Here is a 24,564-nt window from a genome sequence, read left to right as displayed (position 1 = left end):
ATCAGATGGCGAGACAATGTGCCGTTTTGCATTGCGTCATGGTTGTTTCGTTCTTGACACAAAGTGTCCTCAGTCCGAAGGTCAGGCGTCCTTCGCGAAAGGTGTTTCATGATGCAGGTGTTCAGAAAATCGACCCAACTAGCGGCCGTGTTCTGCCTCGGCCTTTTGTCCGCTCCAGCGAGTGCTGCCGACGCCTATCCGTCCAAGACGATCAAGCTGATCGTCGGGTTTCCGCCGGGCGGACCCACGGACATCATGGGGCGCGTCATCGGGCGTCTCCTTTCAAAGGAATTGGCGACGAACGTTATCGTCGAGAATAACGGGGGGGCGGGAGGTATGATCGCCGCTTCCAACGTCTCTCGAGCCGCGCCAGATGGTTACACTCTGCTTGTTGCGGTAGAGTCCTCGAACACCCGCGCTGCGGCGCTTTATCAAAGCGTGCGATACGATCAGCAGAAGGGCTTCACCTACATCCGCAAAGTCGCGAAACAGCGAAACTTACTGGTGGTGAATCCGAAGCTTGCGGTTTCAAATTTTGCCGAGTTTCTCGCGTACCTGAAAGCCCATCCAGGTCAGGTGAACTTCGGCGGAACGTTCGGCGCAACGTCGCATATCGGCGGAACGCTTTTCGATATGACCTACGATACGAAGATGTCGTTCATCAATTATTCGGGCGGCAACCAGCCGATCACCGACACTATATCGGGCGTGGTCGAGGCAGGCTTCTTCACGGAAGCAACCATTGCAGAGCACGTCAAGGCTGGTTCGCTCAAGGCCATCGCGGTGACGGCGAGCGAGCGGTCGCCGGCGTTTCCCGAACTTCCGACTGTCGAGCAGGCCGGAGGCAAGCCGCTCGACGTCTCACCATGGTTTGGTGTTGCAGGCCCGGCGAACATGCCTTCGGACATCGTGGCGAAGATTGGCGCGGCTCTCGACAAGGGAACAAGCGATCCAGAATTTCTCGCCCACTTAGCCACGCTCGGCGCCACGCCGATCCAAGGTTCGACGGCGGAAAGTTTCACCGCCGACGTCGGACGCGAAGAAGCGTTCTGGAATAAGTGGGCCAAGGACGTCGGAGCGCCTCTTCAGAAATAGCGTTCGAAGGGAATTCAGTAAGATGAACCTCTACCATCAGTATGAAAGTCTCCTCTCCGCAGAAGAGCTTGGGTATGTCGCGAAGGCGCGAGAGTTCTGTACCGGCTCGTTCTCTGAAAGCCTGCTTGCCGCACACATGGCGGGTAAAGCCTTTCCGGAAAGATGGATTGCCGACTGGGCGGCGATCGGAATGCTCGGACTCCAGGCCAAGCGCGCCCATGGCGGGCTGGGAGCGTCCTATCTATGCAAAATCCGGGTCGCGCAGGAGATGGCGCACCACGGCTTCGCAGCGGCATTCTGCCTAAACCACCACCAAGGCGGGGCGACGCGCCTTTCTCAGGCCGGCACACCGGTCCAGATTGAACACCTGTTGGCTCCAGCACTGCGCGGCGAACTTCTCCTGACTACCGCGATGACCGAACCTGCAGGCGGCAGCGATGTCTCTGCGTTGACGACGACAGCCACCCCCGTTAACGGCGGCTGGACGCTGAGTGGGACCAAGGCATGGATGACGAATGGTCTGCTCGTCGGCGGACTGATCGTCCTTGCCCGCGTTGGCGATGCCGCAGGCGCTGAAAACATCGCGAGCTTCTACGTGCCGTTCGGAGCCAGCGAGAGCGTCAAGCGCACGGAGGTACTGGTTCCGGGAGGACGCTCGTTCCGTCTTGCAGAAGTCGCGTTCGACAGGCACTTCGTCCCTGATTGGTGCTTGATCGCTCCACCGGGGGCGGCGTTGAAGGCGTCCATGACGGCGGTGAACGGTGCGCGCGTGCATGTGGCCGCTATGAGCGTAGCTACGCTCTACGCCGCTCTATGTGAAGCGGTGGACTACTGCGAAAACCGTCAAGCGTTCGGCAAGCCGTTGACCGGGCATCAAGGCCTTCGCTGGGAGCTTGCGGAGGTGTCGATCCGCCTCGAGGCCGCGAACGCGCTTGTATTCCGCGCCGCCGAGCAGATTCAGATCGGCGAAAATCCCGTGGGTCTGGCCGCGCAGGCGAAGAAGTTCGCTGTCGATACCGCGATCTGGGGAATCGACCAGTGCGTGCGGATCGTCGGCGCGACAGGAGCAAGTGCGGCCCATCGCCTGAATATGCATCTCGCCGAGGTCCGGATGGCCGCTTATGCCGACGGCACCAATGAGATGCTGCTCGACCGGGTGGGCCGGGGACTATCGTCGACGTATCCAAAATCAATCTCTTAAAAATCAAAACGGGCGGAACGATGCGAAACGTAGTGGTCAAGGACGCTGGAGCGGCCGTGGAGGGCATTCAAGACGGCAATGCCGTCATGATGGGCGGATTCGGTGGAGCGGGTCTTCCGCTCGGAGTGGTGAGGGCAGTACTTGATACGGGCGTCCGTAATCTCACGCTGATCTCAAATAATGCAGGTTCGACCGAGGACGATCTGTCGCTGTGGTTCGAGGCCAAGATCGTCCGAAAGATCGTCTGTTCGTATCCGCGTGCTGCCAAGCAATTTGCCGAACAATATCGTGCCGGGACGGTCGAACTTGAACTCGTTCCGCAGGGAACGTTGGTCGAGCGCATTCGGGCAGGGGGGGCCGGGCTCGGAGGCTTCCTGTCACCGGTCGGCGTTGGCACGGTGTTTGCGGACGGCAAGCAAAAGATCGTCGTCGGCGACCGCGAGTTCATTCTCGAACTGCCACTGCGCGCGGATTATTCCTTCGTGAAGGGCCATCTCGCCGACACGCTCGGCAACGTCACCTACAACAAGACCGCCCGCAATCATTGCGCGGTCATGGCGACCGCCGGACGGACGGTTGCCGTCGAGGTGGACCGCGTTGTCGAACCCGGCGAACTCGATCCTGAAGCCATCGTCACCCCGTGCATTTTCGTCGATCGCGTTTTCGCAAGGAGCCCCCGATGATCCCGCTTTCGCGCGACGCGCTCGCACGTATGGTCGCATTGCATCTCCCCTCAGAGGGATTCGTTAATCTCGGCATCGGTGCTCCCACGCATGTGGCGGATTTCTTGCCGACCGAATCGGGCGTGATCCTCCACAGCGAGAACGGCATCCTCAATGTCGGTCCGAAGCCTGCTGTGGGTCAGGAAGACTGGGATCTCATCAATGCCGGAAAGATGCCGATCTCGCTCCGCACAGGCGGCTCTTATTTCGACTCGAGTCTGTCATTCGCAATGATGCGCGGCGGCCATCTCGATGTTGCTGTCCTCGGAGCGTTCCAGGTCTCGAAGGACGGCGATCTGGCGAACTGGTCGACTGGGGATAATGGATCACCGCCCGGCATCGGAGGAGCAATCGATCTCGCGGTCGGAGCAAAATCCATTTGGGTGATGATGGACCACACGACGAAGGAGGGGCAGCCCCGCATCGTCGAACGTTGCGTCTATCCGCTCACGGCGCGCAACGTGGTGACCCGCATCTTCACCAATCTGACGATCATCGACATCGTAGAAGATGGTCTCGCGGTTCGGGCGTTGCTTGAGGGCCTCTCGATCGAGGCGCTGCAGGAAGTTACGGACTCGCCGATCCACGCCCTTGGTGCGCCGCGTATCATCAGGCAGGACGGGAGCGTCGTATGACGTACCGTGTAGCGGAACTGATCGCCGATAGCCTTGCTGCGCATGGCGTGGATCGCGCGTTTTGCGTGCCGGGGGAAAGCTTCTTGCCGCTCCTTGACGCGCTTCATGACCGGAATGATATCGATCTGGTGACCTGCCGCCACGAGGGCAGTGCGGGTCTTGCCGCAGTTGCCGACGCCAAGCTTACGGGACGTGCGGGCGTCGTGATGGCGAGCCGCGGCCCCGGCGCTTTTAACGCCGCGCTCGGGCTCCATGTGGCAGCTCAGGAGGCGATCCCCCTCATCATGCTGGTCGGTCAGGTTGATCGCCCCAATCTCGACAGGGACGCCGTGCAGGAGGTCGATTGCGGCCGCTCCTTCGCTGGTCTGCTGAAATGGTCGGTACGCCTAAATTCGGCAGACCTCGTTCCGGAAATGATGGCTCGCGCATTCGCGGCGGCGCTTGCAGGGACACCCGGTCCCGTCGCGGTCGAACTGCCTGAGGACCTCCTCGCTGAAACGGCTGAAGGCCTTGTTGCCAGAACCAATGAGCTTGCGCTCCCAGAACCAGGCATTGACGCCATCAAACGCGCCGCTGGGCTGTTGGCCGCGTCTGAGAGACCGATACTGTTAGTCGGCGGCGAATGCCGAACGGCTTCTTTCAGGGAAGACCTGATCGTCTTCTCGGAAGAGTGGGACGTTCCAGTCGTCACCCTGAACAAGATGCAGGACCAGTTCCCAAACGATCATCGTCTTTGGGCTGGCCAATTCGGCTTCTTTACGTCGCCGTCACATGCGAAGCTTCTCGAGCGCGCTGACCTGATTGTTGCGATCGGAACCCGCCTTGGCGATCTATCTTCGCTCGGCTTCGCGTTTCCGCGGCAGTCCGAGCCGCGTCAGCCTTTGATCCATGTCTACCCGGATACTGATGCTATCGGTAAGCGATTCCGGACCGATGTCGCAGTCGTCTCGGGATCGCACGCATTTGTTTTGGCCATGCTCGCGGCACCCGCAACCTCACCAGACCGGAAGCAGTGGTTACAAGAAACGGCTGCGGTGCGGGCGGCAACACACGGCTGGCCGCGGGCCGGCGTTCCCTCGGAGGACGTCCTCGGACACGCAGTCGCCGCCATTGCCTCGCATTTCAAAGCGGATGGGATCGTCACGACTGATTCCGGAAACTTTGCGGGATGGGTTCATCGCATCTTCAGCCTCGCGCCCACTACGCGGCTATTGGGGTCGGCCTGCGGAGCGATGGGAAGCGGCGTCCCCGCCGGGCTTGCCGCAAGCCTTCGTTTTCCCGACCGGCAGGTGATCGCGTTCTGCGGCGACGGCGGCTTTCTGATGACCGGCAACGAATTGGCGACGGCCGTCGATCGACGGGCGAACCTCATGATCGTCGTGTCGAACAATTGCTCATACGGAACGATCCGTTCGCATCAGGAGCGCACGTTTCCCAACCGTCCATATGGCACCGATCTCTCCAATCCCGACTTCGCGGCCCTGGCGCGTTCCTTCGGCGCCTCGGGATTTGTGATTGAAGATGCGGAGAGCGTTCCTGGCATTGTGGGCGAGGCGATGTCAGTCCGCGGACCCGTGGTCGTCGAGGTGCGCTCCGATGTGCGCCAGACCCTCGATAAATCGCTCGTCGCAATACGCTGACGAAGAACAACAGATTTCGATCCAAGAGTAGGGAAGAACGATGGACGCCCAAGCAATCGAAAAGAAACCGGTCGTTACATCCTGGCAGGGTGTCGTACGCTTTCTGCATAAGACACCACGGGCGTTCCTGCCCATGCGCACATTCCCCGAGATCGAGCTCATCGCAAGCCGCGGGATCGATGGTGATCGCTACCTGATCGGGCAGGAGACGGGGTTCTACTCTCACAAGCCGGAGGAAGGTCGCCAGATTACCCTGTTTGAGATGGAAACCCTTGAGGCTCTCAAGCGAGACCATGGGATCGACATGCTCCCCGAGGAGCATCGTCGCAATGTCACCGTCGAGGGCGTTCCGCTCAATCATCTCGTCGGCCGACGCTTTCGGCTCGGTGAGACCATCGTCGAAGCGACCCGCCTTTCGACGCCATGTCGGCACATCGAGGAAATTCTGGGCAAACCGGTGTTCGATCCCATGATCAACCGTTCTGGCCTAAACTGTAAAATCATTGTTGGCGGTACGCTTCGCGTCGGCGATACCGTAAGGCCGATCTGATGGCGAAGGCGATCAAAACGGTATCGACCGTCGTTTCGAAGGTGGAGGATCTTGGCAACGACACCAAGCGCTTCACGCTTGTCGACCAAGACGATTGGGAGTTACCGCCATTCAGGCCCGGCGCCCATATCGACGTTCATCTGGAGCCGGGACTTGTCCGAACCTACTCGCTTTGCAACGAGCCGGACGACGGTCGCCGCTACGTGATCGCCGTGAAGCGCGAGCGCGAAGGGCGCGGCGGATCCGCATTTCTGCATGATCGCGTGCAGGTCGGGCAACCGGTATCCGTCTCGCTGCCGCGCGGGGGCATTGCGCTCGATCCGGAAGGGACAAACGTGTTCGTGGCGGGCGGCATTGGTGTGACGCCGTTCATTTCCGCGATCCGGCATCTCGATCGCCGCGGCCTAACGAATTACGTGCTGCATTGGGCCAGCCGAGGCCAACCGGTTCTTCCGGACATGATCGCACCCGCGATCAAGGCTGGCCGCGTCCGACTTTACGATACGACTGAAGAATCGAAGCCCATAATCGCCGGGATCGTTGGGGAGTTCGGCGGCTCTGGCTTGGCTGCCTGCTGCGGACCGGATCCCATGCTTCAAGCTTTCGAGCAAGCGGTCGCAACCTGGCCGGACGACCGCAAGCATATTGAAATGTTCACGCCGCCGAAGCTTGCCGCCAAAAGCGACGTGCCTCCGTACGAACTTTATCTCTCGGCCAGCAACAAACACGCGGTCGTCACTCCGGACATGGGCCTTTTGGGAACGCTCGAATCGATGGGAGTCGATGTCCCGGTGTCATGCGGCGGCGGCATCTGTGGCGCCTGCCGCGTGCGCTGGACGGAGGGGCTTCCAATCCATCGAGACCGTGTGCTTTCACCAACCGAACGGCAAAGTGAGCTCATCGTCTGCGTCGGAGACTGCGCGGGCCCGAGGCTTGTGTTGGATCTCTGACCGGGCGATGGCGGATCGGTGCGTAACCGGCATTTGAATTGTTGAAGGTTTGGTGCGAGAGGATGCAGGAAAGTTCAACAGGCAAACCGGTCAGATGACATTGAATCTCAAATTTCTTCGCGTCCAGAGCGGAATGACGCTGGAGCAATTGGCGACGGACACCGGCTTGACTCGTAGCTACCTCTCGAAACTGGAGCGTGGCTTGTCATCGCCATCGATCGGTTCCGCGATCAAGATCGCTGAGGCACTCGGGACGACCCTAGACCAGTTCTATGGACAGCCCGACGACAATGACCCGGTGACCATCGTGCGCGCCAGGAACGGCAAAGCTGGGGTCACCGATAACTATCTCTCGCTCGTCGCCGGACTGTCCGATGAGCGCACGATGCGCGCTTTCATTGTCCGGCCGACGAAAACCGCTAAACACGGGCGCATCATGAGCCACCATGAAGGAGAGGAAATCCTGTTCGTTCTCACGGGCAAGATCGAACTCGTCATTGGCAAGCGAAAAGAAGTCTTAAGCCCCGGCGACTGCGTGCAGTTCGATTCAACTATACCCCACAAACTCACGCAGATGACCGCAGAGACGGCGTCGGCACTTGTCGTAATTGCGAATAAAACTGTTCCTTGATTAAAAGTCGGCCTCAGGCCGGAGTCTTGGCGGCTGAGACGATCTTCATGGCATCGGAAACAACGCCTTCGCCTCGTTCGCTCAGCTTTTGACCGGCAGTATCGATGTCGCGTTGTTCGCGGTTTTGGCTCAGCTTCGATTTACCAACCAGCCGCGTGATCTCGAATTCGATACCCACGATCGCCTTCATCATCGTGTCGATGAATTCCTTCGAACTGTCGGTCATCTTCCACGGCGTCGGTTCGCTGGCTTCATGGGTGCGCGTTAATCGCGCGACCACGCCACGCAGATAGCGTTCGTCATCCCGGATCGTCGCGCGCGCGTATGCGTGAGCGACCATGTAGTTCCAGGTCGGCACCTGCTTATGAAATTCGTGTTTGCTCGGATACCAATTTGGCGAGATGTAAGCATCAGCCGCGCGAAAAACAACGAGTGCTTCGTCGCCATCGGCAATGTCCTGCCACACCGGGTTCGCGCGGGCGACATGTGAATGTAAAACGCCATGCGAGCCTTCGTTTCGAGCAAGATGAAACGGGATGTGGTTCGCATCGAGGCCGCTGCGGCCGTTGGTGATGAGAATACCAAGCGCGTTCTTGTCGATCAGGTCGTGGAGCACATCTTTCCGCTGCTCATCGAAATGCGGGGGTACGTACATGGTCGTCTCCGAAAGGCGAACGTTCGCCGGTAATGATGATCAAAGCTCGACCATCTCGAAATCGCTCTTGCCTGCGCCGCAGTCCGGGCAGGCCCAATCGTCCGGAACGTCAGACCACCGCGTTCCAGGAGCGATCCCGTCGGCTGGCCATCCGTCTTCTTCGCTGTAGATGAGGCCGCACAGCACGCAGAGCCACGTTCTGTACGGCAATGACGATTGGTCGAGGTCCGCCATTGGTCAGTCCGATCGATGCCGATCCCGATCATGGTGCGGGTCTGGACCAATAAACAGGGCCAGAATTCGAAAACCGATATGGTCCAGATCGCCAGAGGGTGGTCCGACGTCTCCCAACTTTCGTGGCGTATTCTGGCCCTGTGACGCCAACGGCGCGCTTCGTACTCTCAGGTCAACGAAACCAAGAAACGGGAGCGAGTGTTATGAATGTCATTCACCCGCAGGATTGGGCGAAGCCCAAGGGATTTTCGCATGGCGTCGTCGTCGAAGGACCTGGACGGTGGATCGTTCTCGCTGGCCAGACTGGCGATGAGGACGGCACATTCCCGGCTGAATTGGCCAGACAGGCTGACGTCGCGCTCCAAAAGATCATCCGACTTTTGAAAGAAGCTGGGGGAGGCGCGGAGCATATCGTTCGGCTGACGTGGTATCTGACCGATCGAGAGGAATACGCGGAAGCGGGGGCAGGCATCGGAGCGGCGTGGAAAGCGACACTCGGGCGGAATTTCCCTCCGTCTACGCTCCTCTATGTGTCGGGCCTGGTTGATCGCGCGGCAAAGGTTGAGATCGAGGTCACGGCCTTTATCTCCTGACATGAGGACCATGTTTCCATCCGTTAGGTCTGACCGGCTTTCTGGTCTACTGTGATGTCGATCTTGTCGATATCGGAATGGACCAATATGCCGCGTCTCAAGAGTAGTTTTGCTCTTCCTTCGCTGAAAACGCTGGACCGGACATCTGGTCGGGTGGGACATCAATTGGCCCAAGGCCTTCGCGATGCCATCACGATTGGCGACCTGAAACCGGGCGAGCGATTGCCGTCAACGCGGACGCTTGCTATTTCGCTCGGTCTTGCGCGGGGAACGATCGTCGAGGCTTTCGAGCAGCTCAAGGCCGAAGGCTATCTCGAGGCGTTGCCGAGGGCCGGGACCGCCGTGGTGCGAGATTTGAAGCGCGTAGATGTCCCGGCCTCGTCCGGCCCGCTGCAGATCAAGCCGAGGACGAGCGGCAAAATGCCGTTCAGTGCCAGGAAATTCGCCGCCGCCGAGCAACTGCTGCAGCCGCAGCCCGGTCTGCCTTTCGCGATCGCGCATCCGGCCGATGCAGCCGCGCCCGATGCGACATGGCGAAGGCTTGGCAACAGAGTTCGAGCAACGCGCGCGGCGGCGCCGAGCGGTTATGTCGATCCGCGTGGCCTCCCGGAACTGCGCAAGGCGATTTCGGATCACGTCCGGAAGGTCAGGGCAGTCCGTTGCACCCCCGATCAGGTAATCATCACTGCCGGGACGCAGCAGGGACTTTTCCTGGCAGCGACGATTCTGGTGGGGCGCGGCGACGCCGTCTGGGTCGAGGATCCGGCCTATCCGGGCATCACAGCCGTACTGCAGGCTCTGGACGTCACGACCCATCATGTCCCGGTGGACCAGAACGGCATCGATGTCGATTGGGCGATGAATGTCTGTCCGAACGCAAGGGCTGCGTTCGTTACACCGTCGCATCAGTATCCGATCGGGATGCCCATGAGCATGTCGCGCCGCCTTGCTCTCCTTCGATGGGCACAGGATTCTGACGCCTGGATCATAGAGGACGATTACGACAGCGAACTGCGCTATTCGGGCCACCCGTTTCCATCGCTGCAGGGGCTTGATCCGACACGCGTCATCTATTTGGGCACGATGAGCAAGGTTCTTTTCTCCTCCATGCGGATTGGCTACGCGATCGTTCCGGAGCCACTGGTAGCTGCCTTCGCAGGCGCCCGGTCTATCGTAGATCGACATTCACCTGCGGCGGATCAACATGTGCTCGCGGCGTTCATGGACGAAGGACATCTCGAAGCTCATATCCGCAGGATCCGCGGTGCCTATGCCGAACGACGCACATTTCTGATCGAGGCGATCTCACGCGAGTTTCCGGAATGGGCCGTTTTACAGCCCAGCGATCAGGGAATGCATCTCGTCGTGTGGTTGCCGAAGAAAGTCGATGATGTGAAGGTCGTCGCGGAAGCGCGCGCAGCCGGGATCATCGTTCGCGCGGTTTCGCCGCTTTACGCATCGAAGAAGCGTCAATCGGGCTTGATGCTCGGATTCGGCGGTTTCTCCATCAAAGATCTCAACGTCTCCGCAAAAGGGCTCGGGGCCATCCTGAAGCAATACAAGGCCGACTAGAATTGCAAGCCGAGCAAAATCGCCACCCGCCATCACGGCAGATCGAACGATCTCGTTTCCAACGCAGCCGCGTAAGCGGCGAAATCGTCGCCTTGCGACGCTCGACTGAACCAAAGAGAGCAACCCAGAATTTAGAATCAGGAGTTCAACCGATGACGAATGTGGTGCCTGCGACGGAAGCCCCGATGACATTCGAGAATGTCGTGCTCAGTCCGCAGAAGGAGATCGTCCGGGCGTTTTACAAGGACATGTGGGATCACGCGAATGTCGATCTGATCCCGCTGATATTCCATGAAGATTTTACATTCCGGGGCTCGCTCGGACCGGTGCTGGTGGGGCACAACCAGTTTGCCGATTACGTGACCTGGGTGACCGGCTCCCTGCAGAATTATACGACGGACATCCTGCTGATGGTGGAAGAGGGCAGTCTCGTCACCGCCAAGGTCCGCTTTCACGGCATTCAACGCGAGCCGATGTTTGGTCTGCCGGCGACGAACTTATATGTCGCTTGGCTTGGCGCACCGGTGTTCAAATTTGAAGCGGGAAAAGTGCGCGATCTCTGGGTGCTCGGTGACATCCACGGACTGCTCGGCCAGATCCGCGGCAATGACGTTGCGCCGTCAGAATTCGTCACGTCGTCGTAAGAACGGGCTCAGGCGGAGCGTCGCGCAAACAGAAGCGTCGCGCCCAATCCGCACATGATCGCTCCTGACGCCTGCCGCATCCTGACAAGCATTGCCGGGCGCCCGGCAAATCCCGACCTAACTCTGGCTGCCCAATAGGCCACGGCCAGATCGACCCCTGTGTTCAGCGCAACCGAGATCAACCCGAGGACAATGAATTGTATCGCTACGGGCTTCGACGGGTCCACAAACTGCGGAATGAAGGCGAGAAAGAACGCAGCGGTTTTGGGGTTGAGCGCCTCGACCAAAATGCCTTCCCGGAACGCTTGCCGTGCGCCTGTTTTCCGCACCACATTCGGACTGACATTTCGCGCGCTACGCCACGATTTGATTCCAAGCCAGATCAGATAAAACGCGCCGACGATCTTCAGAACGGTAAATGCCTCCGCGCTCGCCATAACTAGCGCGGAAATGCCGACGGCACCGCCGATGACATGAACAAGGCCGCCCAGACCAAGGCCCGCGCTGGAAGACAGTCCTTCTTCAAGTCCGCCGTCTAGCGTACGTGCCGCGATGTAGAAAATGCCGGGGCCCGGCGTGATCGCCACCAACAGGGCGATGGTGATGAAGGGAAGGAACACTGCGAGACTGGGCATTTGAACACTTAGGAAAGGTGACCGGCTGAAGTTCGGCGTGGTGGAGCGCTTATCGTCATGCAACATCAGCGCAATCTATTGACACAGTCTATGTGCGACCCGCGCATGTTTCAACCACACGACAGAAATCGTTCTCCGGAGATGATTTATATCTTCTGACAAATTGAGTGATTCTGGTTTTCAACATCGGGACTCTGCATTTTACTAGAATGGCCGGGGCAATATGTGAATATCTCTTAGCCCCGCATCGGCAGAAGCAATTGCAACTCAGCTCTGAAAGCCACGCTGACCTTGCCGACGAGGGCTGTGCCCTCAACCTTTGCAGTCTTGTCGCCATAAGACCCGGAGAAGCCGCAGCTGACTTCCCGTCCACCAAACAAGAGGTTCTTGCCCGGCGCATCGGTGTGTTGACGCGTCATCAATTCGCCGCGCCATCTACCGTTCTTAGCCTCGAAAGTTCCTGTGTAATAAAAGAAGCTGTCGCCTCCGATGAGTGCTCCATCCTGCAAGTTGATGATGCCAGAGGCCCGGCGACGATCCTCCCCGTCCATCGAGATGCGTATCGAATAGAGCCCGTTGGCAATTGGCATAGGTAGGTCCGGTTCGAACGAAGCGATATCAATTCAATAAAAAGGGTCTGCGCGGAGAAATTTAAAGCTCGCAACGATATAAATACATCGAAATCTCAGTTGAGGCACGCATTAGAGCGTCCCCGCTTGGGTTGAGACATCGCCGAAAATGCCGAAAACAATCGGTGGCCTGAGACACCGGATTTATCGTGGTCCATATGACATACGAACGACTACAGCCGGCAATGGTCGCAAAACGAAGCCGGTAAGAGAGATGGAAATCTAGAACTACGGTAGCCTCCGGGGCCGGCGCGGCCTCTCGCTTCAATAGGGGACTGGTGATCGTTTCGGGTCTGTCGATCGGTGCATTGTTCACGCTATTCGTCGTTCCCGCTGTCTACATTCTGCTGGTTACCAGACGCACTATCAGCGTCGACGCCTCACTCCGGCCGACGCTGACTACGGCAGGGCTGAGACGATGCTCGCAGAGCGTCAGCGCATCAAACGCGTCACCGTCGCCAACCAACCGCCGCTTGCGGCATCGACTGCAGGCCACTTAAAACTTTAACCCTGATGAGCCAGAGCCTCGCTTCGCGAAATGTCTGATCAGTCTCAATTGTCTGACGACGGACAGAACGAGCAAGCCGGGCGAGAGCTTGTGTTAGCCTGTCTCAACGGCCATTCTTGTTCCATGCTTCGCAATCTCCACCTGACCGCTCTGCGCGCCTTTGAGGCCGCGACCCGTACCGGATCGTTTCGCTTGGCGGCTGATGATCTGGGACTGACGCCGAGTGCGGTCAGCCATGCCATCCGCGGCCTCGAACGGGATTTGGGAACAGTGCTCTTTGAGCGCGAAGGCCGCAGCATTCGTTTGACCCCGGAGGGCGAGACGTTGATGCGGCATGTCGAGCGCGGCTTTGGCGAGTTGCATCTCGGCCTGGGTAGCGTTGCAGCGAGAAAGCCCCAATTGTTGAAGCTGCATTGCGCACCGAGCTTTGCCGCTCAATGGCTGGTTCCTAGATTGCGCAGACTTCTGACGGAATGTCCGGGTCTTGAGCTGCGGCTCGCTACCGGCACGGACTATACGAAGTTTCTTGCGGATGAGTTCGATGCAGACATTGTCTACGGCGTCCCGCCGACCGGCGACTATGGATCCTTGAAGCAAGGCTTGATCGTGCTGCCGCTTGGAACGGAGGTCGTCACGCCACTCTGCGCTCCCTCACTCGCGGCAGCGATCCGCTCACCCGGTGATCTGCTGCAGCAGATATTGATTGAAAGTGACAACAAGAACGTGCGTTGGCCGGCCTGGTTCGCCGCGAACGGGCTTGTCGCGCCGCTTCCGAACGGACCGCGTTTTGATCGCAGTTTCATGTCGCTGAGTGCTGCGGCGGATGAGATCGGGGTTGCTCTCGAATCCACCCTGCTGGCCGAGCGCGAGATTGCATCCGGCCGCCTTGTGCGGCCCCTTGAGGGCGTGAGCGAAGACGTCTTCTACACCGGGCACTGGTTGGTCTTCCCGCGGTCACGGCGATATGCGCCATCGATGGTGACCTTCATCGGCTGGCTGACGCGAGAACTCGGCCTCAACATAAATCTCGAAGCCCTGGAAGGGAGCCCCGCCGGTCAGATCGCGCCGCCTCCAGCGCGCGCCAAGACGCTGACCGAAAGATGAGTTAAATTCATCTTTCCAAGTGAATTTCTCGTTTGTCGGTGAGGATGGCGCAATCATAGATTGCTCCAAAATCTGACAGGGAGGACATTCATGTTGCTCAGCGACAAGACCGCTGTGATTTCGGGCGCGGCCAGTGCACGCGGGATCGGCCGGGCCACCGCACGGCTGTTCGCAAGCCAGGGGGCCAAGGTTGCCATCCTCGATCTCGATGCCGCCGGAGCGAAGAGTGCAGCCGAAGAGTTGGGTCCAGGTCATGTCGGGCTGGGCTGCGATGTCAGCGACCCCGCCAGTTGCCGGAATGCGGCCGAGCAGGCCATCGCGGCGTTCGGCAAGATCGATATTTTGATCAACAATGCCGGTATCACCCAGCCGCTGAAGCTGATGGATATTTCACCTGAGAACTGGCAGCGCGTGGTCGATGTCAACATGACCGGCGTGCTCTATCTCAGCCAGGCGTTCATCCCGCACATGCGTACGCGCCGGCAGGGCACGATTGCCTGCATGTCCTCTGTGTCCGCCCAACGCGGCGGCGGCATTTTCGGCGGCCCGCATTATTCGGCGGCGAAGGCTGGCGTGCTCGGACTCGCCAAGGCGATGGCCCGTGAACTCGGACCGGATGGCATCCGCGTCAACAGCGTGACGCCGGGACTGATCCAGACCGACATCACCGGCGGCAAGCTGACGCCCGAAATGAAGGCAGACATCATCAGCGGGATTCCGCTCCAGCGACTCGGCGACGCCGTGGATGTCGCGAACATCTATCTGTTTTTGGCCTCCGATCTCTCCGCCTACGTCACCGGGGCCGTGATCGACGTCAATGGCGGCATGCTCATTCATTGAGATGCAGACACGGGAGATCGTCATGGATACGAAGACACTCGCCAATGCCCCCGATATCGCGGAACGTGCCTATCGGGTGCGCAGGAATGCGCTGCGGATGGGTGAGGTGCAGGGCCAGGGTTACATCGCGCAAGCCCTGGATATCGCCGACGTGCTGGCCGTCGCCTACTTCCATGCGATGCGCTATCGGCCGGAGGATCCATCCTGGGAGGGACGCGACCGCTTCCTGCTGTCGAATGGGCATTATGCGATCGCGCTGTATGCCGCACTGATCGAGGCCGGGATTGTCCCCGAAGTAGAACTTGAGACCTACGGTTTCGACGAAAGTCGTCTGCCGATGTCAGGCATGGCCGCCTACACGCCGGGCATGGAGATGTCGGGCGGATCGCTCGGGCTCGGGCTCGGCATCGCCGTTGGGCGGGCCCTCGGCCTCAAGCGCAAAGGCTCAGATGCGCGCGTCTACACGCTGTTTTCCGATGGTGAACTCGACGAAGGCTCGGTCTGGGAGGCCATCATGTCAGCCAGCCATTTCAAGCTCGACAACATGATCGCGATCGTTGACGTCAATAATCAACAGGCCGATGGCCCTTCGACACAAGTCATGGCGTTTGAGCCGCTGGTCGAGAAACTCGAGGCATTCGGCTGGTTCGTACAGCGCATCGATGGCAATGACCTCGATGCCGTCGTGGCTGCCTTTGATGCAGCGAAGCATCATACTAAGCCGCAACCTCGCATGATCGTCGCGGACACATTGATGGGGAAGGGTGTGCCGTTCCTTGAGGAGCGCGAGAAGAATCACTTCATCCGCGTCGAGGCGCACGAATGGCAACTCGCCTTGAAGGCGCTCGATGCCGGGAGGTCAGCATGAAATCCGTCACCACGACGCCGTCAAGCAAGCCCCGCCTGACGACCTCCGCCATGATCGCGTCGATCGCGTCCGAGGGACAGCGGACAAAGTCGGCGCCGTTCGGGCACGCGCTGGTCGAACTCGCCCGCGCACGTCCGGAGGTCATCGGCATGACCGCGGATCTCGGCAAATATACTGACCTGCACATCTTCGGAAAGGAATTCCCCGACCGCTACTATCAGATGGGCATGGCCGAACAATTGCTATTCGGCGCGGCCTCGGGGCTCGCCGCCGAGGGTTTCATGCCGTTCGCGACCACCTATGCCGTGTTCGCGTCGCGCCGGGCCTATGATTTCATCCACCAGACCATCGCGGAAGAGAACCGCAACGTGAAGATCGTCTGCGCGCTGCCTGGGCTGACGTCCGGCTACGGCCCCAGCCATCAGGCGGCAGAGGATCTGGCGTTGTTCCGGGCAATGCCGAACATGATGGTAATCGATCCATGCGATGCGCATGAGATCGAACAAGCTGTGCCCGCCATCGCGGCGCATCAGGGGCCGGTCTATATGCGGCTGCTGCGCGGCCAGGTGCCGCTTGTTCTGGACGAGTACGACTACCGCTTCGAACCTGGCAAGGCGAAGCTGGTCCGCGACGGCAGGGACGTCCTGGTGATTTCCTCCGGCATCCTGACCATGCGCGCGCTGGAGACAGCCAAGGCACTCGCCGATGACAGCATCGATGTCGGCGTGTTGCATGTCCCGACCATCAAGCCGCTCGATACCGAGACGATCCTGCGCGAGGCCGGAAAATCTGGCCGCCTGGTCGTCGTCGCCGAGAACCACACGCTGATTGGCGGACTCGGCGAGGCGGTTGCCGGACTGCTGATGCGCTCGGGCGTTCATCCGGCATTCCGACAAATCGGACTTCCCGACGAGTTTCTTGATGCCGGCGCACTGCCGACACTGCACGACCGTTACGGCATCTCTGCCGCAGCAGTGGCGACGCAAATCAAGGGATGGCTGTGACGCCGCGGCGTTAGCTGCAATCCGAGACGAGTACAACAGCAACGCCGTCACCGTGCAGCGGTGCCGGCGACGACAAGATGTTTCACAAGCTGGCCTCCAAGAGCCGGCGACCATCACGACAACAAGATCCATCGTCTGGATGACAACGGAGGAAACCCATGACCATTCAAAAGCGTGCCACGATCTCGCGTCGCAACCTGCTGATGGCAGGAGCGGCCATCTCGTTCGCGGGCATTCTCACCCGTCCGGCATCGGCGGCCGAGTTCACTTATAAGCTTGCCACTGGGCAGGATCCGACACATCCGGTGAATGTCCGCGGCCAGGAAGCCTGCGACCGAATTCGCGAGGCCACCGGCGGCCGACTGGAGATCAAGCTGTTTCCCAGTAATCAGCTCGGTTCCGACACCGAACTCCTGACACAGGTGCGCAATGGCGGGGTCGAGTTCTTCAATCAGTCATCGTCGATTCTCGCGACCTTCGTGCCGGCCGCCGGCATCGTCAATACCGGCTTTGCCTTCACCAATTACGCCGCCGTCTGGCAGGCGATGGACGGTGAGCTCGGCAGTTATATCCGCGCCCAGATCGCAAAGACGCCGATCATGACGGTGTCCAAAGTGTGGGACAACGGTTTCCGTCACGTCACATCGTCGGGGCGCGAAATCAAGACGCCGGACGACCTCAAGAACTTTAAGGTTCGTGTCCCGCCGGCACCGATCCTGACCTCGCTATTCAAGGCGCTGCAGGCCGGGCCTGCGCCGATTAACTTCAACGAAGTCTATTCGTCGTTGCAGACCAAGGTCGTCGACGGGCAAGAGAACCCGCTGCCCATCATCGCGACAGCCAAGCTATATGAAGTACAGAAATCCTGTAGTCTCACCGGTCATGTCTGGGACGGTTACTGGATTCTCGGCAACAAGCGCGCCTTCGAGCGTCTGCCGAAAGATGTGCAGGAAATCGTCTCGCGTGAATTCGACCGTTCGGCAACCGACCAGCGGGCCGACATAGCGAAACTCAGCGAGTCGCTGCGCGCCGATCTCACGTCGAAGGGGCTGCAATTCATCGACGTCGATCGTGCGACGTTCCGCGATGCCTTGGCCAAGACCAGTTTCTACAGCGAGTGGAAAGCCAAGTTCGGCGACGAGGCCTGGAGCCAACTCGAAAAAGTCTCCGGCAAGCTGGCCTGATTACTATGGCACAAGCGCAGCAGATCGAAACCCGAGCGGAGCCGGCGCAACTTCGCGCCGGCTGGCCGCGCTGGGTCGCCCGCGCCAACACGGCGCTGTTCACATTCACTGCAGTACCAGCAGCGCTGCTGGTACTGGCGGAAATCGGCATCCTGTTTGCCGGGATCGTCGGGCGCTATGTCTTCCATACACCATTAATCTGGTCGGACGAACTGGCCGGCATCCTTTTTCTCTGGCTCGCGATGCTGGGATCGGTGCTTGCCTTCCAGCGCGACGAACACATGCGGATGACGGCCATCGTCAGTAAGCTCGATCCGGGCGCGCGGGCATTTCTCGACACCGTCGCCGTTGCTGCATCGCTTGCATTCCTGGTGCTGGTCGTTCATCCCGCGTACGAGTTTGCCGCCGACGAGGTCTATGTCAGGACGCCTGCGCTCGACATCGTCAATACGTGGCGGGCTGCAGCGCTGCCGGTGGGCATGGGGCTGATGCTGCTGGTCGCACTGCTGCGGCTCGCCAGCGTTGCTGACTGGCGGCGCGTGCTGTTGGCTGTAGCGCTGGTTGCGGTGATCATCACGGCCCTTGCTCTGCTCGGGCCGGTGCTGAAACCGCTCGGCAATCTCAACCTGCTCATCTTTTTCGTGTTCCTCGTCGGCGCCATGGTGTTCGCGGCGGTGCCGATCGCCTTCGCATTCGGTCTTGCGACGGTCGGCTATCTCACGCTGACCACCGGCACGCCGGATGTGGTCGTGATGGGTCGCATGGACGAGGGCATGAGCCATCTGATCCTGCTGGCTGTGCCGCTGTTCGTGTTTCTCGGGTTGCTGATCGAGATGACGGGCATGGCGCGTGCCATGGTGGGCTTCCTCGCCAGCATGCTGGGACACGTCCATGGCGGCCTGCATTATGTGCTGGTAGGCGCCATGTATCTCGTCTCCGGCATTTCAGGGTCCAAGGCGGCCGATATGGCGGCGGTGGCGCCGGTGTTGTTCCCAGAAATGAAAAAGCGCGGTGCCAAGCCCGGCGATCTCGTCGCGTTGCTGTCGGCAACCGGCGCGCAAACCGAGACGATCCCGCCATCGCTCGTGCTGATCACCATCGGCTCGGTGACCGGCGTCTCGATCTCGGCGCTGTTTACCGGTGGATTGCTGCCCGGCATCGTCCTGGCGATCATGCTCTGCGCGGTGGTGTGGTGGCGCTATCGCGGCGAGGACCTGTCGCAGGTCGAGCGGGCGACGAAACGCCAGATTGGCCTTGCCTTCGTGATTGCTATTCCAGCCATAGCATTGCCGTTCGTCATTCGCGCGGCCGTGGTCAAGGGCATCGCGACCGCCACGGAAGTATCGACCATCGGAATCGTCTATTCGGCGCTGGCCGGGCTTCTGATCTATCGGCAATTTGCTTGGCGACGGCTCTATCCGATGCTGATTGACACTGCGGCGCTGTCCGGCGCCATTCTGCTGATCATCGGTGCCGCGACCGGCATGGCCTGGGCACTGACCCAGTCCGGCTTCTCGGCATCGCTGGCCACGTTCATGACTGGACTGCCCGGCGGCGTCCCCGTCTTCCTCGCCGTCACCATCGTCGCGTTCGTGATCCTCGGCAGCGTGCTGGAAGGCATTCCCGCCATCGTGCTGTTCGGGCCGCTACTATTCCCGATCGCGCGGCAGGTCGGCGTCCATGAGGTCCACTATGCAATGGTCGTCATTCTCGCGATGGGCATCGGCCTGTTCGCTCCGCCGTTCGGCGTCGGGTACTATGCCGCGTGCGCCATCAGCCGCATCAACCCCGATGAGGGTATGAAGCCGATTGTTGGATACATGCTGGCGTTGCTGGTTGGCACGCTCATCGTAGCTGCAGTACCTTGGATCTCGATAGGCTTCTTGTGAGGTACGGCGCGAGCGGATCGAACTCCATGCTTCCCTCCTCAAGAGCACGGTTTGCCTGACACTCGCGTGCAGACGCTTATCGAGAACAGCACCGCGGCGTTGCTTCGCTGGAGCATCCCTTTGGGACTAAGGGGGGCGGCCAGAGGGCTGCCCGCGGCTTTTGGACGGTCTCTTCGGCTCGAAAGGGCATTATCGGCGCAAAGAAGACGCTTGTACCGCTGATCGTCCATTCATGGGACTCGGCTCTTGGCTTCCAATTCGATGTCACTCGCACAGGATACCCAGTTTCTGAATAAAGTTTCCGCTCGCGACACGTCGAGCGTTGAAGAAACTCTTGGCGGCCGCTGGCGTTAAAAATTGTGGGATGCAACCTCTCGGCTTAGAACGGGTGCCGACACTAATGGACAACTGCCAAGTCAGTATTCGACTTCATTTATCAGAGTGAGCGCAGAAATCTTCCCCGATGGGCGCAAATGGTGGGCCGAGTGCAGAAGCGGTGCCAAGCGCACGATCTTGCGATGCGCAAATGCCATGTGGAAATAATTGTCGTCGGGAAGGAATTCGTTCTCCGCGATTTCAATGAAACGCGTCGCCGTGGCGGCTTGCAGGTCGAGAAAGAAGCCGGCGTCGTCTAACCAAGCACTGCGCCAATCGTCTGGTCAACCGCCGACGTCGGGGGGCAAAGAACGAATGTGCGGGCGATGTTTGTCGATCACGAATTGCGTCATCCTACCAAGCGCGCTGTCATATTTAGCATCCCGGCTGGCTTCGTTGGGGACTGGCTCGCGTTCCACGACCGCCGCACAGCACGTCAGCGGCTACTTTTAGCGAGCGACTGTCATTATGCTGACTCTTGTTGCTGCCACCTCCGCAGTGATGGGTGTGCTGCACATTACCTTCGAATAGCGTGCGCCCATTTGGCAAGGTTAGAGTTGGTGACACGCGGCGTTTATCCATTGTCCCGCCGTTGAATGCGAACGGGCGAAATTCGAGTCTATCGACGGGGAAGATGGAAAACCGAGAGCTCTTTCCCAGTTAAGAAAATTCCGATTGGAGACTTCGTTCACCGTCTTGACGTCCGACATAGCGCCCATGTTCCTGTGGCCATGAAAATAGCCGCCAGCCCGAAACTGAATATTGGTGAAACCACGGTCCACAACACGCCGACACTCGCGCTGGATACAGAGGGGCTTGGGATATGGGGACCGGCTCTTTCCAAGTTGGTCTATGGGCTTCAAGCTTGTTCCAGACGGCGAGCTAATCGATGAAGCCGTTGGCGTTAATAGCCGGGTCAAGTTGCGCTATCTTGATGCCGTGTCGGCTTTGGATTTCCTACTGGCGTGCAGTCGAAGCCAAACGTGATGCAAAGGTGCTTGCGGAAGTGTGCCGCTCTCACGATGCATTCGCATGAATTATGGGCGCTCATTCTCGCACATGATGTCCACCGGAGCGTCCTGCAGCCTCGAGCGGACAGGTCATCGCTCATGCGGGATCCGAGGCGGCGTTTGCGTGCAATGCTTTTCGATGCCGAGCCGCGCAAAAGAGAATGTTGCGTCAGCAGCTCACACGATGAGCACGTCGTGCGAGGTCAGCGGCGCCACAACGCCCTTAAGCATAATCGATGCATCGCCGAGCTCGATGACCGTGTCATGGCCGACGACATGAACAGCAAGTTCCGAGAGACTCTTCGCGATCGACGAATCGATCTGGATAACATCATGGCCCGCCCCTTCCGCGACCCGGAAATTGTTGATGGTGTCATGGCCGGATGCCTGCTTGAACACGAAGCTGTCGCCGCCTGCGCTGTTCATAATGTCGTCCCCGACTGTCGACGTCAGCGTCACCCCCGCCTTGTAGGCCGTTTGCGTATGCGAACCATCCTTGTTGTCGAAGGTCGTTTCCAGCCGCTGCCCCGCCGCGTCGAACACGTCGTGGCGTGACATATAAGCCTGGCCGGTAATTCCGAACGTGTCGACGCTCTTGCTGCCATCGACATTCCGCGTCGTCACACCCGCCACCGCACCATTGCTCGCGAAAGCCGACTGTACATAGGATCCGTCGATCTGGGTCACTGTCTGCATTGCGAGATGACCGGCGCTGTCATATTGCGCCAGCATCTTGACGCCCATGGCATCCACGGTCTGCTTCAACGCCAGCGAGCCATCCTGGTGGAACTGCTCGATCAGCACGCTCTTGCCCGCAGCATCGCGCACGACATGTTCGGTCGTATAGGCTTTTCCGGCGATGCCATAGCTCATGGTATCGCGGGTGCTATCGGCATTGCGCAGCGTTAGGCTCGTGAGATCGCCATTGGGCGCGAAGATTGTCTGCATGAAGGACCCGTCCTTCTGCGTTACGATCTGCTGCGACAGATGACCGAACTGGTCATATTGATTGAAGGTCTTGGCGCCGGCCGCATCAACAGCCTGCTTGATCGCCAGCGTGCCATCGCTATGAAAGCCTTCGATCAGGATACTCTTGCCGGCAGCATCGGTCACCGTGTGGCGGGACGTATAATCCTGTCCGATAACACCGTAATCGCGGATGTCGCGCGTGCCGTCTGCGTAGCGAATGGTCGCGTTGGTCTCGATGCCCGCGGCATTGAAAACGAACTGCTGGAACGAGCCATCGCTATAGCTGTTCAGCAGCGTGATCAGATGGTTGTCGCCGTCATAGTCACTGCGCGAGACCGAACCGTCGCCATTTGCTACCTGGCGGAAGGCCAGATCTCCATCATTGTAGAATCGCTCGACCAGCGTGGTCTTGCCGCCTGCGGCAATAACGCTGTGTTCGGACGTGAAGGCCTTGCCCGCGATATCGCGGATATAGATGTCGCGCGAGCCGTCGGTATTGCGAATGGTCTCGCTAGTTACCGTGATGCCATTGGAGGTCAGGGCCTGATATTCGGCGCCTCTGGCGAGGACCGACTCGCTGGCAATGAAGCCGGCGGTGCCGATGGTTACATCCGCAAACGTGAAATACTCGACATTGCTGATGCGGTCGATGCCATCGCGCGCCGCCACGCTGTCGGTAACGACGATCTGGCCGTTTACGAAGGAGATCTTGTAGTCGGCCGCGGTGCCGGAGAATATTGCCGTGTTGATGCCGTCACCCCCATCGATCAGATCATTTCCGAAGCCACCGGTGATGACGTCGTTTCCGCCGCCGCCATAGATTACGTCGTTATCGCTGTTGGCGCCGGTGAACCAGTCCTGATGTGCGGCGGCGTCCACATGGATGCTGCGAACATAGAGATCGAAGGTCCCGGGAGCACTGGCATTGATCGCGTCGTTCGGTGCAACGGCGACACCGTTGATGATCAGATCCTTGAGATGCAAAGCACGGCCGGAAGCCGCGTTCATCAGCGAGATGTCGAGGCTGGTCAGTTGCTCGGGATTGGCAAAGGTCAGGGTATAGGTCTGGTAGCCGGCGGGATCCGTGGCCGGCCTGAACTCCAGCAAGGCGGAGACAGGCTGGCCGTTCACGAGCACCTGAACCTGCGCGTTCGCGCCACCGGCCGCCGTGCCGTAGCCGGTCAGCGTGACCGTCGTTGTGGCCAGCTTGCCGGATGTCGACGGCCCGCCGATGATCACGTCATTGCCGTCGCCACCATGGATGACGTCGTTACCGAGCCCGGCATTGATGGTGTCGTCACCGCGGCCGAGATCGATCACGTCGTTGATCGCCGATCCAGTGATGGTGAGATCAATCGCCGATCCGTTGCCGTGGAAATACTGCGCGACGATCGCTTCGGCCGGCTTGCCCATCGGCGAATAGCCGGTCGGGTTATATTGGTTGTTCAGATCCCACTGCCACAGTTCGACCCCCTTCATCCAGCTGCCGCCATGGGCACTCCAGACCTGGAAGAAGGCGTTAAAGGCATCGGCCTGTTCAGCGGTGTCGGCAGGCGCATTCGCGGTCCAAGAGCCCGGCCGCATCGCCGTGCCGTCCATGCTGCGAAATCCGGCCTCGGTCATCAACACCTGTTTGCCGTAGGTCTCCGACAGCGAATGCAGGAAGTCCACCGGCGACTTGTAGTCGAAGGCGGCGGCGTAATACGGGTTGTAGGGAACCTCGGTCCAGGCGTTGATCATCTCCTGCACCGTCGGCGTTGTGCTGGAGGTGAGCGGCGGATAGGTGTTGACGCCGATGGTGTCGAGCTGATCCCAGAACGAGACCCTGAGCGCCTCGTCGGTCGCGGCCGAATAGGTCAGTTCCCCTTGATAGACCTGACGCACCGACGAGATGATGTCGGTCCAGTAGCTGCGATAAGCAGCACCGGTAAGACTGCTCATCTCATTCCCGATGGCGAACGTATCGACACCACCCTGCTGGGCAATCTCGGCGAGATGCACGACCTCGGCTTTGTAGGATGCGAAGAATGCGCCGAGATCGGTCGGCGACAGGCTAGACACACCGGTTCCATCGAGCGGAGAGATCGCGGCCTTGAACACCACCGAGAGGCCGGCTGCTTCAGCCGCCTTGAAGCCTGCAAGCAGACTCGCATCGCTCTCGGTCTTGCCCGAATGCGCGAACACGTCGCTTGTCGTCTTGTTCGTCGTCCAGATCCGCGCCGTCAGACTAACGGAGTTGGAACCAAGCGCCGCGATCTGCTGGAACGCCTGAGCCGCAGATGTGCTGGCGAACTGTCCGTTCCACTCCGACAATGCGCCGAAGCCCTGTACGTCGAAAAGATTTGCCACCGACTGCCTCCGCTGCTGACGCACGCTTAGCGGAAATCATTAAGAGTGGCCTTAAAGAACTAGCTGCATTTGACGAGG

22 protein-coding genes and 1 pseudogene are annotated in these 24,564 nt (G+C 59.6%); 18 read left to right on the top strand and 5 right to left on the bottom strand.

The window, feature by feature from the left end:
- Positions 1 to 108: 108 nt before the first annotated feature.
- The 8 genes from A4A58_RS29255 to A4A58_RS29220 all read left to right on the top strand — a co-directional run bounded on the left by A4A58_RS29255 (position 109) and on the right by A4A58_RS29220 (position 7,424).
- Entirely contained in the window at positions 109 to 1,095 is a 987-nt protein-coding gene (locus A4A58_RS29255) for a Bug family tripartite tricarboxylate transporter substrate binding protein (protein WP_068738839.1), read from the top strand.
- Positions 1,096 to 1,117: 22 nt separating this feature from the next.
- Complete coding sequence (locus A4A58_RS29250) at positions 1,118 to 2,296, top strand: acyl-CoA dehydrogenase family protein (protein WP_068738838.1); 1,179 nt, start codon at positions 1,118 to 1,120, stop codon at positions 2,294 to 2,296.
- Positions 2,297 to 2,316: 20 nt separating this feature from the next.
- Positions 2,317 to 2,979, top strand: a complete 663-nt coding sequence (locus tag A4A58_RS29245) for a CoA transferase subunit A (RefSeq protein ID WP_068738837.1) — start codon at positions 2,317 to 2,319, stop codon at positions 2,977 to 2,979.
- Complete coding sequence (locus A4A58_RS29240) at positions 2,976 to 3,653, top strand: 3-oxoacid CoA-transferase subunit B (protein WP_068738836.1); 678 nt, start codon at positions 2,976 to 2,978, stop codon at positions 3,651 to 3,653. The genes A4A58_RS29245 and A4A58_RS29240 overlap by 4 nt, the downstream gene beginning before the upstream one ends.
- The gene (locus A4A58_RS29235; protein WP_068738835.1) at positions 3,650 to 5,293 is read left to right on the top strand and encodes a thiamine pyrophosphate-dependent enzyme; all 1,644 of its coding nucleotides are present in this window, start codon (positions 3,650 to 3,652) and stop codon (positions 5,291 to 5,293) included. The genes A4A58_RS29240 and A4A58_RS29235 overlap by 4 nt, the downstream gene beginning before the upstream one ends.
- Positions 5,294 to 5,333: 40 nt before the next feature.
- Positions 5,334 to 5,843, top strand: a complete 510-nt coding sequence (locus tag A4A58_RS29230) for an MOSC domain-containing protein (protein ID WP_068738834.1) — start codon at positions 5,334 to 5,336, stop codon at positions 5,841 to 5,843.
- Entirely contained in the window at positions 5,843 to 6,793 is a 951-nt protein-coding gene (locus A4A58_RS29225) for a PDR/VanB family oxidoreductase (RefSeq protein ID WP_068738833.1), read from the top strand. Before A4A58_RS29230 ends, A4A58_RS29225 begins: the two co-directional genes overlap by 1 nt.
- A 94-nt stretch (positions 6,794 to 6,887) precedes the next feature.
- Positions 6,888 to 7,424: a helix-turn-helix domain-containing protein gene (locus A4A58_RS29220; RefSeq protein ID WP_068738903.1), complete on the top strand. Its 537-nt coding sequence runs from the start codon at positions 6,888 to 6,890 to the stop codon at positions 7,422 to 7,424.
- A 13-nt stretch (positions 7,425 to 7,437) separates the two neighbouring features.
- On the opposite strand, the gene A4A58_RS29215 is transcribed toward A4A58_RS29220, so the two are convergent.
- Both A4A58_RS29215 and A4A58_RS29210 read right to left on the bottom strand, forming a co-directional pair.
- Positions 7,438 to 8,079 carry an FMN-binding negative transcriptional regulator gene (locus A4A58_RS29215; protein WP_068738832.1) on the bottom strand — a complete coding sequence of 214 codons (642 nt, stop codon included), beginning with the start codon at positions 8,077 to 8,079 and terminating at the stop codon, positions 7,438 to 7,440.
- A 39-nt stretch (positions 8,080 to 8,118) separates the two neighbouring features.
- The gene (locus tag A4A58_RS29210) at positions 8,119 to 8,313 is read right to left on the bottom strand and encodes a rubredoxin (protein ID WP_068738831.1); all 195 of its coding nucleotides are present in this window, start codon (positions 8,311 to 8,313) and stop codon (positions 8,119 to 8,121) included.
- A 203-nt stretch (positions 8,314 to 8,516) separates the two neighbouring features.
- Between A4A58_RS29210 and A4A58_RS29205 the strand changes: the two genes are divergently transcribed.
- The 3 genes from A4A58_RS29205 (at position 8,517) to A4A58_RS29195 (ending at position 11,122) form a co-directional block, all read left to right on the top strand.
- Positions 8,517 to 8,906: a RidA family protein gene (locus A4A58_RS29205; RefSeq protein WP_068738902.1), complete on the top strand. Its 390-nt coding sequence runs from the start codon at positions 8,517 to 8,519 to the stop codon at positions 8,904 to 8,906.
- Between the two features lie 87 nt (positions 8,907 to 8,993).
- Complete coding sequence (locus A4A58_RS29200; protein ID WP_068738901.1) at positions 8,994 to 10,478, top strand: PLP-dependent aminotransferase family protein; 1,485 nt, start codon at positions 8,994 to 8,996, stop codon at positions 10,476 to 10,478.
- Between the two features lie 152 nt (positions 10,479 to 10,630).
- Positions 10,631 to 11,122: an ester cyclase gene (locus tag A4A58_RS29195; RefSeq protein ID WP_244499907.1), complete on the top strand. Its 492-nt coding sequence runs from the start codon at positions 10,631 to 10,633 to the stop codon at positions 11,120 to 11,122.
- Positions 11,123 to 11,130: 8 nt separating this feature from the next.
- Here A4A58_RS29195 and A4A58_RS29190 read toward each other — a convergent pair whose 3' ends face one another.
- Both A4A58_RS29190 and A4A58_RS29185 read right to left on the bottom strand, forming a co-directional pair.
- Positions 11,131 to 11,757 (bottom strand): LysE family translocator, encoded by a 627-nt coding sequence (locus tag A4A58_RS29190; protein ID WP_068738830.1) that lies wholly within the window; start codon positions 11,755 to 11,757, stop codon positions 11,131 to 11,133.
- Between the two features lie 236 nt (positions 11,758 to 11,993).
- A complete protein-coding gene (locus A4A58_RS29185) occupies positions 11,994 to 12,347 on the bottom strand; it encodes a GrlR family regulatory protein (RefSeq protein ID WP_068738829.1) in 354 nt (117 codons plus the stop codon).
- Positions 12,348 to 12,622: 275 nt separating this feature from the next.
- On the opposite strand from A4A58_RS29185, the pseudogene A4A58_RS31900 reads away from it, so the two are divergent.
- From A4A58_RS31900 to A4A58_RS29155, 7 genes and pseudogenes are all read left to right on the top strand, one after another.
- Positions 12,623 to 12,886: pseudogene (locus A4A58_RS31900) on the top strand (hypothetical protein); the annotation flags it as partial.
- A 131-nt stretch (positions 12,887 to 13,017) separates the two neighbouring features.
- On the top strand, positions 13,018 to 13,998 hold the full coding sequence (locus tag A4A58_RS29180) for a LysR substrate-binding domain-containing protein (RefSeq protein ID WP_081422145.1): 981 nt from the start codon (positions 13,018 to 13,020) through the stop codon (positions 13,996 to 13,998).
- Positions 13,999 to 14,088: 90 nt separating this feature from the next.
- Positions 14,089 to 14,838 carry an SDR family NAD(P)-dependent oxidoreductase gene (locus tag A4A58_RS29175; protein ID WP_068738828.1) on the top strand — a complete coding sequence of 250 codons (750 nt, stop codon included), beginning with the start codon at positions 14,089 to 14,091 and terminating at the stop codon, positions 14,836 to 14,838.
- Positions 14,839 to 14,860: 22 nt separating this feature from the next.
- Entirely contained in the window at positions 14,861 to 15,706 is an 846-nt protein-coding gene (locus A4A58_RS29170) for a transketolase (RefSeq protein WP_068738899.1), read from the top strand.
- Complete coding sequence (locus A4A58_RS29165; RefSeq protein ID WP_192855955.1) at positions 15,703 to 16,710, top strand: transketolase family protein; 1,008 nt, start codon at positions 15,703 to 15,705, stop codon at positions 16,708 to 16,710. The genes A4A58_RS29170 and A4A58_RS29165 overlap by 4 nt, the downstream gene beginning before the upstream one ends.
- A gap of 158 nt (positions 16,711 to 16,868) precedes the next feature.
- Positions 16,869 to 17,894, top strand: coding sequence for a TRAP transporter substrate-binding protein (locus A4A58_RS29160; RefSeq protein WP_068738826.1), 1,026 nt, complete (start codon positions 16,869 to 16,871; stop codon positions 17,892 to 17,894).
- 5 nt (positions 17,895 to 17,899) lie between these two features.
- Positions 17,900 to 19,783, top strand: coding sequence for a TRAP transporter large permease (locus tag A4A58_RS29155; protein ID WP_081422144.1), 1,884 nt, complete (start codon positions 17,900 to 17,902; stop codon positions 19,781 to 19,783).
- 1,562 nt (positions 19,784 to 21,345) lie between these two features.
- Here A4A58_RS29155 and A4A58_RS29150 read toward each other — a convergent pair.
- Positions 21,346 to 24,486, bottom strand: coding sequence for a glycoside hydrolase family 113 (locus A4A58_RS29150; protein ID WP_068738825.1), 3,141 nt, complete (start codon positions 24,484 to 24,486; stop codon positions 21,346 to 21,348).
- Positions 24,487 to 24,564: the final 78 nt, after the last annotated feature.

The organism is Tardiphaga robiniae (assembly GCF_001618955.1).
In the GTDB taxonomy this organism is placed as follows: domain Bacteria; phylum Pseudomonadota; class Alphaproteobacteria; order Rhizobiales; family Xanthobacteraceae; genus Tardiphaga; species Tardiphaga robiniae_A.
Note: the sequence above shows the minus strand (reverse complement) of the source record. Positions and strands in the feature narration are given on the sequence as shown.